Source organism: Corynebacterium sp. EPI-003-04-2554_SCH2473622 (genome assembly GCF_001665955.1).
Lineage (GTDB): Bacteria > Actinomycetota > Actinomycetes > Mycobacteriales > Mycobacteriaceae > Corynebacterium > Corynebacterium pseudodiphtheriticum.
In genome coordinates this window covers 1-11,507 of the sequence record NZ_LZMN01000003.1, presented here as the reverse complement: position 1 = coordinate 11,507, position 11,507 = coordinate 1, and the positions used below count along the sequence as shown (strand labels likewise).

10 protein-coding genes and 3 tRNA genes are annotated in these 11,507 nt (G+C 58.1%); 8 read left to right on the top strand and 5 right to left on the bottom strand.

Annotation, left to right across the window (positions count from 1 at the left end; translation table 11 throughout):
* Window positions 1-113: 113 nt before the first annotated feature.
* Window positions 114-857, bottom strand: a complete 744-nt coding sequence (locus A5774_RS00250) for an ABC transporter permease (protein ID WP_369815466.1) — start codon at window positions 855-857, stop codon at window positions 114-116.
* A gap of 222 nt (window positions 858-1,079) precedes the next feature.
* On the opposite strand from A5774_RS00250, the gene A5774_RS00245 reads away from it, so the two are divergent.
* The gene (locus tag A5774_RS00245; protein ID WP_064832964.1) at window positions 1,080-2,315 is read left to right on the top strand and encodes an aminotransferase class V-fold PLP-dependent enzyme; all 1,236 of its coding nucleotides are present in this window, start codon (window positions 1,080-1,082) and stop codon (window positions 2,313-2,315) included.
* Here A5774_RS00245 and A5774_RS00240 read toward each other — a convergent pair.
* Window positions 2,312-3,274 (bottom strand): NAD(P)H-quinone oxidoreductase, encoded by a 963-nt coding sequence (locus A5774_RS00240; RefSeq protein WP_064832965.1) that lies wholly within the window; start codon window positions 3,272-3,274, stop codon window positions 2,312-2,314. The two genes, A5774_RS00245 and A5774_RS00240, sit on opposite strands and share 4 nt — an antisense overlap.
* Window positions 3,275-3,379: 105 nt before the next feature.
* Between A5774_RS00240 and A5774_RS00235 the strand changes: the two genes are divergently transcribed.
* Window positions 3,380-3,467, top strand: a tRNA-Ser gene (locus A5774_RS00235).
* Window positions 3,468-3,633: 166 nt separating this feature from the next.
* Here the strand turns inward: A5774_RS00235 and A5774_RS00230 are convergent.
* The 3 genes from A5774_RS00230 to hisC form a co-directional block, all read right to left on the bottom strand.
* Window positions 3,634-3,855, bottom strand: a complete 222-nt coding sequence (locus A5774_RS00230; RefSeq protein ID WP_064832963.1) for a hypothetical protein — start codon at window positions 3,853-3,855, stop codon at window positions 3,634-3,636.
* Between the two features lie 186 nt (window positions 3,856-4,041).
* Entirely contained in the window at window positions 4,042-4,461 is a 420-nt protein-coding gene (locus tag A5774_RS00225; protein WP_021353159.1) for a phage holin family protein, read from the bottom strand.
* Window positions 4,461-5,495: a histidinol-phosphate transaminase gene (hisC, locus tag A5774_RS00220; RefSeq protein WP_064832962.1), complete on the bottom strand. Its 1,035-nt coding sequence runs from the start codon at window positions 5,493-5,495 to the stop codon at window positions 4,461-4,463. Before hisC ends, A5774_RS00225 begins: the two co-directional genes overlap by 1 nt.
* An 80-nt stretch (window positions 5,496-5,575) precedes the next feature.
* Between hisC and A5774_RS00215 the strand changes: the two genes are divergently transcribed.
* The 6 genes from A5774_RS00215 (at window position 5,576) to A5774_RS00190 (ending at window position 11,309) form a co-directional block, all read left to right on the top strand.
* Window positions 5,576-5,664: transfer RNA gene (locus A5774_RS00215), tRNA-Ser, on the top strand.
* Window positions 5,665-5,759: 95 nt separating this feature from the next.
* Window positions 5,760-7,148 (top strand): heparan-alpha-glucosaminide N-acetyltransferase domain-containing protein, encoded by a 1,389-nt coding sequence (locus A5774_RS00210; RefSeq protein WP_064832961.1) that lies wholly within the window; start codon window positions 5,760-5,762, stop codon window positions 7,146-7,148.
* Between the two features lie 29 nt (window positions 7,149-7,177).
* Window positions 7,178-7,918 carry a hypothetical protein gene (locus A5774_RS00205; protein WP_023018534.1) on the top strand — a complete coding sequence of 247 codons (741 nt, stop codon included), beginning with the start codon at window positions 7,178-7,180 and terminating at the stop codon, window positions 7,916-7,918.
* A 146-nt stretch (window positions 7,919-8,064) separates the two neighbouring features.
* Window positions 8,065-9,429, top strand: coding sequence for a magnesium transporter (gene mgtE / locus A5774_RS00200; protein ID WP_021353155.1), 1,365 nt, complete (start codon window positions 8,065-8,067; stop codon window positions 9,427-9,429).
* Between the two features lie 66 nt (window positions 9,430-9,495).
* Window positions 9,496-11,079: a DASS family sodium-coupled anion symporter gene (locus A5774_RS00195; protein WP_023018533.1), complete on the top strand. Its 1,584-nt coding sequence runs from the start codon at window positions 9,496-9,498 to the stop codon at window positions 11,077-11,079.
* Between the two features lie 157 nt (window positions 11,080-11,236).
* Window positions 11,237-11,309: transfer RNA gene (locus A5774_RS00190), tRNA-Arg, on the top strand.
* The last annotated feature ends 198 nt before the right edge of the window (window positions 11,310-11,507 follow it).

The following is an 11,507-nucleotide window of genomic DNA, read 5'->3' as shown; positions in this document are numbered from 1 at the left end:
CCATTCCCCAGCTGCTGTTTTATGTCACCCCCATCGTGTGGACGGTGCGCACGCTGGAAGAACAAGGCGGCGACGGTATCGAAGGCCCAGCCCGCCTGGTGGAGCTGAATCCACTATTCCACTACCTCGAAATCGTCCGCGGCCCGCTGATCGGCCAGCCTGTCGACGCCTACCACTGGTGGGTTGTGCTGGGCTGCACCGTCGCCGCCTTGTTCTTCCAGCGTGCGCACCGTCCACACGATGGGGGTGACATAAAACAGCAGCTGGGTCAGGGCTTCCAGCAGTGGGGCGACGTCACGGAAACGGGTGGCGACGATGCCGAAGAACATCGATACCCACGCGCCATTGAGCACTAACAACACCAGCCCGGGAATCGCCAGCAGCAGCTCCCAGCCCAGGTGGCGCGGGAAGATGATGATCAGCGCGACCCAGATGATCATGTTGTGCGCCAGGAACAACAGCTGGCGCCACACCAGCCGGTAGACGTGCACAGAAATCGCGGCGGGGAGCTGTTTGATCAGCCCCTCGTTGTCAATGAAGATCAACGCGCCTTCTTTCAGGCAGCCCGAAATGAACGTCCACATGATCAAGCCCACAGTCACGTGTGGCAAGAATTCCGCGGTGGGGATGTCAAACAGCATGGAATACAAAAAACCCAGCGCAGTAGCCATAGCGCCGGTAGCAATGGTGATCCAGAACGGCCCTAGCACCGAGCGTCGGTAGCGCTGCTTCATATCCTGCAAACCCAGCAGCAGCCACAATTCGTGCTGCTTCAGGCCATGTGACAGATCGCGCCAGGCAGCCCCGAAGGTCATGGACTTAGACTGGGGTGCATCGCCGTCGGCGCCAGAGGTCATCCGGGCAATATCTTGGTCAAGCTGCGTATTGTTGTCCTGCACAAGGGCAAACCTTAGCAGTTGCGTGCTGGCTGGCGAGGCTACAACGCGCACCAGCCTGCCGTTATTCTTTGCGTGAGCTGGGAATTTCTTGGGTGACAGGCTTCGGCCAGGAGGATTGAATGCGCCGCAATTTTCGGTATACAGTATTAGCGGGCAAGGCAGAAGGGAGCTGAGACAGGCATGGCTTATGACGTCTACAGCGTGCGTGGTTTGTACACCACGCTATCTGAGGGCTGGACGTATCTGAATGCGCATGTCACTCCGCAGGTCCCGGAACGCGTGGCGGTGGGGGTCGCCCGCGCTTTCCGTAACGCCACCTCTGTGAGTACCGGCCCGACCGGGAGCCATTCGCAGCGCCAACATGCCGGGCGGCTAGAAGGCGATGTGTACATCGAAAATGCCCGTGGCGCCGTGGCAGATTTGCTGGGGGTGCGCGCTGATCGCGTCGTCCTGGGTTCGAGCCTGCCGGTGCTGTATCAGTCTTTAGCGCGGGCGATGGAGCCGATGCTCGCGCGCCGTGGCACCTCGGTGGTGTTGTCGGGTTTGGATGCTCCGGAGGTTTCTGCCCCGTTTTCTGGGCTTGTCGACGACACCCGCTGGGCCTTGCCGGATTTAGCCACGGGCGAATTGCCGGCGTTTCAGTATAAAGATCTTGTCGACGGCCACACGCGCTTTGTCGCATTGTCCGCCGCGCATGATTTGCTGGGCACGGTCGCGCCGGTCAGTGAGATCGTGGAGCACGTGCGTTCGCGTTCGCGGGCCTGGACGCTTGTCGACGTCTCCAGCATCGCGATGTACCGGCCGATCGTGGCTGATGACTGGGACTGCAACATCTTGGCTATCGACCTGGCGCAGATTGGTGGCCCGCAGCTATCCGCGCTGGTCTTCCGTGATACCGCGATGTTTAAACGCATTGCGCCGATTTCCCCGACACAAGACTGTGATACCTACGCGAAGCTGGAATCTCCGTTTTCTGCTGGTCTGGCCGGTGGCGTCAGCCCGGCGGTGGATCACGTGGCGCGGCTGGGCTCTGCGGCTGCTGGATCACGGCGCAAGCGTGTGCAGCAGTCCATGGCGGAGTTGGATGCGTACATGGCGCGGCTGACCAACCAGATGTATACGTTTTTGGGCACGTTGCCCGCCGCACACATCGTTGGTGTGACTGGTGAGGCCGCGGCTGGGTCGACGGCGGACCGGCTGCCGCGTTTGTCGTTTGCCGTGCACGGAGTACCGGCGGCGACGGTGCATCAACGCCTATTCGATAACGGGCTGGTGACGACCATCGCGCCAAATACCCCGCTGTTGGAAAACATGGGGGTCGGTGAGATCGGTGGCGCGGTGACGATTTCCGCCGCACCATTTAATACCGAGGCCGATATTGCGCACCTCACGCGCGTGGTGGCTTCGCTGGCTTAACTGCTCTGCGTGAGCACCAGCGTGCCGGTGACTTCGCCAGAATCGAGTGCTTGGTGCGCGGCCGCGGCGTCGGCAAGTGGGTAGCTGGCGTGCCGGTGGTGGGTGATGGAGCCGTCGGCAAGCCAAGGCCAGACGTTGGCAACAGTTTCGTGCACGATCTCGGCTTTTGCCTCGGTGTCGCGGGAACGCAGTGTGGTGCCGAAAATACTTAGGCGATTAGCCAGCACCGCGCCCAGGTTGATCTCTTCTTTCGTGCCACCTTGCATGCCGATGATCACCAGCTTGCCGTCTTTGGCCAGCGATTTCAGGTTTTGCTTCAGGTATTTCGCGCCGATGATGTCCAAGATGACGTCGCAGGAGCCTTGCAGCTTGTCGACGAAATCCTCTTCTTTGTAGTTGATTAAGATATCCGCGCCGTATTTCTTGCAGGTTTCCAGCTTTTCCGCCGAGCCTGCAGTGACGGCGACTTTCGCGCCCAGTTTTTTCGCGACCTGAATGGCGAAGGTGCCGATGCCGCCACCGCCGCCGTGAATCAGAATGGTTTGGCCAGAGCGCAGGCCAGCCGTCATCACCAGGTTGGACCAGACAGTGCAGGCTACCTCCACGACAGAGGCGGTATCTTCCAGGGAATAGCCCTCTGGGATTGGCGTGAGTTGACCTTCGGGCACAGCGACGTATTCCGCATAACCACCACCGGCGAGCAAGGCGCCGACTTCTTCGCCTACTAAGCGGCCGGTATCACCTGCGTCGACGATGGTGCCGGCGGCTTCCAGGCCGATGAGTTCGGATGCCCCCGGTGGTGGTGGGTATGCGCCCTTGGCCTGGAGTAAGTCCGCACGGTTCACGCCAGATGCTGCCACCTTGACCAGTACCTCGCCCGCGCGCAGGGTTGGCACGTCCACTTGGGTGAGTTCTAGCGACTGTGGGTCGTCGGCATCGGTTTGCACGATGGCGTGCATGGTGGCCGGGATAGTCGCGTCTGTGGTGGCTTTTGCAGTGTTGGTGGTTACATTTTTCTGGGACTTTTTCGGAGTCATAGAATTCCATGGTAGGTTAATGTCGCTGGAGGCGTGGCAGAGCGGCCGAATGCACTGGTCTTGAAAACCAGCGTGGGGAAACTCACCGCGGGTTCAAATCCCGCCGCCTCCGCCAGTGGAAATGCCGGTGGCGCCTGTTTTATTTTAGGTGCCACCGGTTGTTTCTATCTCAGGTGCTACCGATTGTTTTTATGTGCAATACCCTGAGCAAGAATTCGCCTGACTTGGCTTGGATTCCAGGCAAAGAAAAATCCCCGGGCATAACACCAAGGGACAGAGCGCTAGGATCTTGATTTTTTATTGGCGATAAAGAACCAGATTGCGCCTACGAGCAGTGCCACGACTGTAAATCCGATACCGATTTCTTTTGATTTTTCCGCCGCGACATCGGCATAATTTTGTGCAGAAAAAGCTGGTGCTAGGACTAGGCAGTAGATCCAGCTACCGGCGATGACCGCAGCGAATGATCGAATGATTCTCTTGGGCTCAGTGAAGTTAGACATTGATGTTCTCCTTTCGGTCCTCCGCAAACCTTGGTGAAGTCAATATTGTCCGCAAACTGTGATGAAGTTAATGCTGATTTGACTTCATTGCCCTGTTGCGTTGTTTGTGCTAACGCTAAGATGCAGGGGCTTTACCAGGGCAGAACGGGGTGTGACTAGCGGTTTCATCTGCGCAGCGTCGTCACTTTATCCCCGGGCGCGTACCGGGGAGGTGATCATCGCGACGATGCTGCGTGCGAAAGCGAAAATTCCGGCACCGAAGGCAGCGGACCAGAAGCCGTCAATAGTAAAGGTAATGCCCCAGATATTGATTGCATTGGTGATCGCCCCAGCCAACCACAGGATCGCGATATTCACGAAGAAAGAAAACAGGCCCAGCGTCAGGCAATTGATCGGCGCGCCCACTGTGCGCACAAGTGGGCCGACGGTGGAGTTGACCAGCATGAACGCGATTGCAACGATACCCAGCGCGATAGCAGGATCGAAGGATTCGTCGACAAGCAGTTTATTCGGGCCCGTGTAATTCACGCCCGGTACCAGCCAAACAGTCACGGCGAGGGCCGCGGCAATGGTGATGATATTGAGTAGCAGCGCGAGCGCACGCATTATGCACGCACCTTCTTCCACGCGGTAAGCAAGGCGTCGGTCTCTTCTGCAGTGGTGGCGGTGATGCGCAGACCTTCGTCGAAAGCACGCACCAGAACCCCAGATTCAGCCAACTGTGCAGCCACTTCTTGTGGGCTGTCGTGTAAAGATTCGGCCGGAACCCACACGAAATTAGCGAAAGATTGCGTGAGCGCCAGCTCGTCGGCAAGCCGGTCGCGCTGCTGATTAGTTTCGGTGACGCGTTCGTTGAGCTCGTCGGCAGCCTCCAAAGAAGCTATTGCTGCAGCTTGCGCTACTGCGGACACGCTGAAGGGAATTGCCACTTTGCCCAGCGTAGCGATGATTTCTGGGTTGCCGAAGGCATATCCGACGCGCAAACCCGCCAACCCGTAGGCCTTCGAGAAGGTGCGCAGGCCGATCACGTTCGGGTACTGCCGTACGGCTTCGGTGGCCAGCGGGGTGTTATCGGCGGTGTTGTATTCCACATAAGCCTCGTCTAGCGCGACGACGACGTCGGCGGGCACCCGGTCCATGAACTCGCGGAATTCCTCGGTGCTGATGGTGGTGCCGGTGGGATTGTTCGGGTTGCACACGAAAATCAGGCGAGTGCGTTCGCTGATGGCGTCGGCCATGGCGGGGAGGTCATTACGCAGCTCGCGCAAGGGGACCGGCACGGCAGTAGCGCCGGTGACCTGCGTGAAAATCGGATAGGCCTCGAAGCTGCGCCACGGGAAGATGACTTCATCACCCGGCTGGCAGGTGATGGTTACCAGCTGCTGACATAATGCGGAAGAGCCCGTACCGACGGTGACGCTGGTTTCGTCGGCAAGCCCCAGGTGTGCGGCGAGCTTCTTGCGCAGCTCAACGACACCCATATCCGGGTAACGGTGGGATTGCGCAGCGGATTCGGCGATGGCCTGGGTGGTGCTCGGCAGCGGTGAGTGGGCAGATTCGTTAGAAGAAAGCTTGACTGCATCCGGCATGCGCTTACCGGGGACGTAGGCGGGCAGTGATTCCAGATCTTCTCGCAACATGCGTGTAAGTGTAGTCTCATCTAGCGGGCGCACGGGATTAATTGCGCGAGGGCATGCTAACAGTTATGCTAGATCGCGTTGGAGATGTGCCAGAGTGGCCGAATGGGACTCACTGCTAATGAGTTGCCTGCTTAACAGCGGGCCGGAGGTTCGAATCCTCTCATCTCCGCAGCTTGGCCCCGGTAGGATTTTTCTTACCGGGGCTTTTGGCATCGCGTAATTTTCGGTTGCATGGCTCACGCTGGCCTGATCTATGCTTAGCGCATGAAAGCAGCTTTTCGCTTTGACGGCATTGATTTAGCCCGCGGCCTCGCCATCGTCGGCATGGTGTTTGCGCATCTCGGCCCCACCGGTTTTGATGGCGGGGTTATTGCGGACTACACGAGCACCGCTTTTGCCGGCTACCCCTCGGCACTGTTCGCGGTGCTGGCGGGCGTTTCTTTAGGCCTTTTTCACGAGCGCGGGGCCGATGATCCCGTGCGCACGCGCCTGGCGACGCTGGTGCGGGGTGTGATTCTTTTGGTCGCGGGCACGTTGATGTCGATGGTACAGTCCACCATCGCGATCGTGCTCAGCACCATTGCCGTGATTTACCTGCTGTTGTTCTGGTTGCCTCGTTGTAAAACCTGGGTGATTTCCGTGGTAATCGCGGTGCTGGCGGCGGTCTCCTCAGTGGGCTTTGTGCTGGTGGAACTCGTGCCATTCGGTTTTGAGCTGTTCATGCCGCCGTACCCGGTGCTGGCGTGGCTGACCTATGGTGCGGTGGGCGTTCTGGTGCACCGCTTCCTGGTGGGCAACACGAAGGCCCAGGCCATTGCGGTGGTACCTGCGTTGCTGCTTGCGGCCGTGGGTTTTGTTATTCGTGTGAACAATGCCGCGGTGTTTCCGTATGACCCGCTTGCCGACTACACTGAGCCGCAGTTTGATAAAGAACCGCTTGTGCAATTGCTGTTGACGCAGAGCTTCGAGCCGCACACGGGATTGTTCGGTGATCTGTTGGCGAGCATCACCTGCGCCATCGCGGTGATCTGCCTGTGCTGCCTGTTGTGCCAGGTGCGCTGGGCGAATATTCTTGCCTATCCGTTGCGCGCGGTGGGTGCGATGGCCTTGACGACGTACGTCGCACACGTGTTTATCGCGGGCTTTTTCATGCTCGGTGGCATTCCGTTGGATGCGGGCAAGACTTTCGATATCAGCGGTACTGGCCCGGTGCAGTATTCGCGGGTTGAGCCCGCTGAGGGCAGCGTGCATGAAAGTACGGAATCCGAAAGTGTAGCCGAAACTGACAAACCTGAGAAACCTGACGAAATTAACAAGCCTGCCAAACCCGACGAACCTGACCCGAGCTTTCAGCGTTACCAAAAAATTATTCAAGAAGCGGATACCTGGCAGGAATATGACGAGCTGACCGCGGAATTCTGGGATGGCAAGTCCAAAGGCTGGGTTCTGGGTGACGACGAGTTCGATCCCGATGAGCTGGATGTGAAAGACACTGGTCAGATCCATAATTGGGCTACCGCCGCGTGGAATGCCCTGGGGCTGATTGTGTTCGCGGCGGTGTGGAAGGTGTTTTTCCGACGTGGTCCGCTGGAATGGGTTGTGGCGCGGCTTATTAACAAAGCAGTGTTGCGTAAAGAGGTCAGCATGCAATAGGGTAGCCATACCTTAAAGATGGAGGTTGTATGCTCACGCCGGAAATATGTGCGCAAAGCCTAACCAGACGCATTCTGGGTGGCGCTGGCACGCTTTCACTGGTCCCGCTGGATGTAGATGCCACCGTGTCTATCGCGGTAGCCGCCCACGGCTTTGACCACCATGGCCAGATGGTGATCGCCTGCCATGTCGACGATGTTGCCTGTCTTGGCGACGGGCGTGTGCGCCTGGATGGCATTAAGAAGGCCTTGGAGTTCAGTACCGACATCACTATCGCCAGCCTGCACGCCGTGGCAGAAGTGGAATGGCAAGCCGGCTGGTATGCGGCGCAAGACCTGGTGGAAGAACCCACCCCGTTTCTGCGCTTCGGAATCGTGACTTTGGACCACGCGCACCTGCACTGGCCCTGCGGCGCAAGCTTGGTGCGGATGGCGGAGCTACAAGACGGCGATGCACAGCGGGCCGCCGGGCAAGAGCGACTCGACGAGTTTGCCGCGCGTGAGGTACTCGATGTCGTCGGCAAGCGCCGCCTAGCCACCCTGCACGAAGAGGTGATGGCGGGGGTGACCGACGGATTGGTGCTTAGTGATCGGACCCAGCCCATGTGCCCGCACTGGAATGGGCAAGTCTGGGTTGCCGACGTGAACGAATGTGGATTCATGCTGATCGCGACGGGCGATGACCGCATGAGCGTGACCATGGTGGGTTTTGCCAGCCCGGCACAGGGACTGGTGAATTTTGAAACCGCAGTAAAAGCTGTGGCGGGGTAGCGGTAGCGTTGTACCAGCACCCCGGCAGGATTTTTGATAACCGCGCAACCGGTATATTCTAGCCGGAGCTTACTGGGTATACCGCAAGCCCAGGGGTTTAGTCCGGCCTATAGAGGCGCTCAATAATCCTGTAAGGGAGGTGCGTTATGCACGATGCAGCAGTAGAAGCAATTGACGAACTAGAAGGTCTGCTGAGGAGTCATGACGACGTACCTCCGCGGGAGGCGCTGCGATTACGCAAACTGCTGGACGAACCTCAGATCAAAGACATTGTTGCGCTGGTAGAACGCTCGAACGCCACTCGTGCGGCGGTAGTGCTGCGTCTGCTATCGCGTGATCGTTCCATCGCGGTTTTCGATGCCTTGGACGCTGCTCATCAGGCCGACGTGATTGGCGCGCTGGGCAATAAAGACGTCTATTCCTTCTTCGATGAGCTGGACCCGGATGACAGGGTTTCGCTGATCGACGAGCTGCCAGCGGAAATTGCTGACCGGCTGCTGAAGAACCTGGATAAAACCGAACGCGATGTCACCGGCGTCATCTTGGGCTACCCCAAGGGATCGATTGGCCGCCGCATGTCGCCAGAGGTGCCCGAAATCCATGAGGATATGACGGTAAATGAGGCCATGACGCTGCTGCGCAAAGAGGCGGATGACCTGGAAACGCTGTATTCCATTCCGGTGACGCGCCGGGATCGCCGCCTGGTGGGCGTGACTTCCTTGCGTGAGCTGTTCTTGGCGCATGGGGATCGCAAGGTGAAGTCTGTGATGGCGGATCCGATTTTTGCCCATGCGAACGACGACGCGGAGGAAACCGCGCGTTGGTTCTTGCCATTGGACTTGCTGGCGATGCCGATTGTCGATCACACTGACCGCCTGGTGGGCATTCTGACCTTCGACGATGCGCAGGACATCGTGGAGGAAGAAGACAGCGAGGACTCCGCCCGTGCCGGTGGTGCTGAGCCACTGCAGCAGCCGTACATGTCGACGCCACTGGTGAAGATCATGCGTTCGCGTATCGTCTGGCTGCTGGTGCTGGCTGTGTCTGCGCTGCTGACAGTGCAGGTGTTGGATGCTTTTGAAGGCACTCTGGAAAAAGCCGTGGTGCTGTCGCTGTTTATTCCGCTGCTGACCGGTACCGGCGGTAACACGGGTAACCAGGCAGCGACGACGGTGACCCGTGCGTTAGCACTGGGCGATGTGCGGAAACGCGATATCGCCCAGGTTATGTGGCGTGAGCTGCGTGTGGGCCTGATGCTTGGCATCACCTTGGGCACGCTGGGGTTGGTCTTGGCGACGCTGGTCTATGGCTCGGATATTGGATTCGTGATCGGCCTGACGCTGTTGAGCGTATGCGCGATGTCTGCAACCGTCGGTGGCGCGATGCCGATCGTCGCCAAGACCGTCGGCGCGGACCCTGCGGTATTTTCTAACCCGTTCATTTCGACGTTCTGCGATGCGACGGGCCTGATTATCTATTTCTTGATTGCGAAAACCATTTTGGGGATTTAGGCGTTGCTCATGGGTTAGGATTTAGGCACCCTAGCCCGTATGTCATAGATCAAGAAATGGACTCGTATGAGTACTCCTCACATACACGAGAGCACCTCGAAGGCCGAAGGCCAGGACTCCGAGGTTCGTGAGCGTCGCGAAACCACCCGCCAGTACACCGGCTTGCTCGTTGGTATTGCGCTGTCGGTTCTGGTGTATTTGATTTTCCCATCGAATGCGGTGGAAACGCTGAGCCAATCCGCTGGTGCGGACCCGGAAGTTGATTACAATCTGCAGTCGTTGCGGTTGGTAGCCGCGGTAACGGTGCTGATGGGCAGCTGGTGGATGACAGAGGCCATTCCGTTGGCCGCGACCGCGATGGTTCCGCTAGTGGTGTTCCCACTGTTCCAGGTTGGCGAGTTTTCTGACGTCGCCACGCCTTATGCTTCGGCGACTATCTTCCTGTTCTTGGGTGGCTTCTTGATCGCACTCGGCCTGCAACGTTGGAACGTGCACCGTCGCATCGCGCTCATGGTGGTGTTGTTGGTAGGCACCTCGCCGAAGAAGCTGATTTTGGGCTTCATGTTGGCTACCGGCTTTTTGTCCATGTGGGTGTCCAATACCGCCACGGCCGTCGTCATGTTGCCCATTGGTATGTCGGTGCTGCAACTGACCGCAGACGTGGTTGGTGGCATGCGCAAGCAGGCGAAATTTGCTACCGGCTTGATGCTGGCCATTGCGTATTCGGCGTCGATTGGTTCGCTGGGCACCTTGATTGGTACTCCGCCGAACGCGCTGCTGGCTGGTTATATGAGCGAGGCGCACGGCTACACCATCGGGTTTGCACAGTGGATGATGGTCGGTATGCCGATCGCGGTGGTTTTCGTGTTCATCGCCTGGGCGGTGCTGGTGACGGTATTCAAACCAGAGATGACGGAAATCCCTGGTGGCCGTGAGCTGATTAAAAAAGAGCTGCACGAGATGGGCAAGTGGACCGGCCCGCAGATCGGCGTCAGCATCATCTTTGTGTTGGCTGCGGTGTCGTGGATTCTAGTGCCGCTGATTTTAGATCAGTGGCTAGAAATTGAAACCGGCTACGAGGACGCCATCGTCGGTATCGCTGCAGGCCTGCTGATGTTTGCTCTCCCGGCAGATAAAAAGGGCACGCGCCTGATGGATTGGAAAACCGCGAACGAGCTGCCGTGGGATGTGCTGCTGCTGTTCGGTGGTGGTCTGGCGTTGTCGTCCATGTTTACGAAGACGGGGCTGTCGCTGTGGATCGGTGAGATCGCCAAAGGGCTGGGCTCGTTGCCGCTGTTCCTGCTGATTTTCGCCGTCGCTGGTCTGGTGCTGATCTTGACGGAATTTACTTCTAACACGGCAACCGCGGCGACGTTCCTGCCGATCATGGGTGGTGTTGCCGTCGGCATTGGCCTGACTGCAAATGCCGAGCACAACGTGTTGGTGCTGGCCATCCCGGTTGCGCTGGCGGCAACTTGTGCGTTCATGCTGCCGGTGGCCACCCCGCCAAACGCGATTGCTTTCGGTTCTGGCTACGTGCGCATTGGCGACATGATCAAGGGCGGCGTGTGGCTGAACGTCGTGGCCGTGATCTTGACGACGCTGGTGGTCTACTTCGTTGCCATCCCAGTTTTCGATATCGTGCTGTAGCCGCATGGCAGTTGCCCGTAACCGGGCTGTAGCTGTGCAGTAATTGTTCGTTTTGGGCCTTTATACTGGCGATTTGGTAAAATCTGGAATGATTAGTAGAGTATATTCTCGTTGCACAGGAGAGCAATCGAAAGATTTTCTCAAAGTGTAGCGGGAAGCGCCCGTAGCTCAACGGATAGAGCATCTGACTACGGATCAGAAGGTTGGGGGTTCGAATCCCTCCGGGCGCACACTGTGAAGTCTCGAGACATCGTTCCTATTTCGGTGTCTCGAGATTTTCTTCGTTTTGGGGGTTCGTTTTCTAGATTTCACCGAGTTGGTTGCGGTGGTATTTTTTGGTTTTGTCTAAGTGGTATCGGCCCCAGATTTCGCCTGTGTGGGGGTTAATGGCGGTGATGTCGTTGTTGATGCAGATGAGCATGATTTCT

Coding starts and splice junctions, on each gene's coding strand:
- A5774_RS00210 (WP_064832961.1), top strand. CDS start 5,760: ATGAAAGCAGCTTTTCGCTTTGACGGCATTGATTTAGCCCGCGGCCTC.
- A5774_RS00240 (WP_064832965.1), bottom strand. CDS start 3,274: ATGCACGCCATCGTGCAAACCGATGCCGACGACCCACAGTCGCTAGAA.
- A5774_RS00205 (WP_023018534.1), top strand. CDS start 7,178: ATGCTCACGCCGGAAATATGTGCGCAAAGCCTAACCAGACGCATTCTG.
- A5774_RS00250 (WP_369815466.1), bottom strand. CDS start 857: ATGACCTCTGGCGCCGACGGCGATGCACCCCAGTCTAAGTCCATGACC.
- A5774_RS00230 (WP_064832963.1), bottom strand. CDS start 3,855: ATGTCTAACTTCACTGAGCCCAAGAGAATCATTCGATCATTCGCTGCG.
- mgtE (WP_021353155.1), top strand. CDS start 8,065: ATGCACGATGCAGCAGTAGAAGCAATTGACGAACTAGAAGGTCTGCTG.
- A5774_RS00225 (WP_021353159.1), bottom strand. CDS start 4,461: ATGCGTGCGCTCGCGCTGCTACTCAATATCATCACCATTGCCGCGGCC.
- A5774_RS00245 (WP_064832964.1), top strand. CDS start 1,080: ATGGCTTATGACGTCTACAGCGTGCGTGGTTTGTACACCACGCTATCT.
- A5774_RS00195 (WP_023018533.1), top strand. CDS start 9,496: ATGAGTACTCCTCACATACACGAGAGCACCTCGAAGGCCGAAGGCCAG.
- hisC (WP_064832962.1), bottom strand. CDS start 5,495: ATGTTGCGAGAAGATCTGGAATCACTGCCCGCCTACGTCCCCGGTAAG.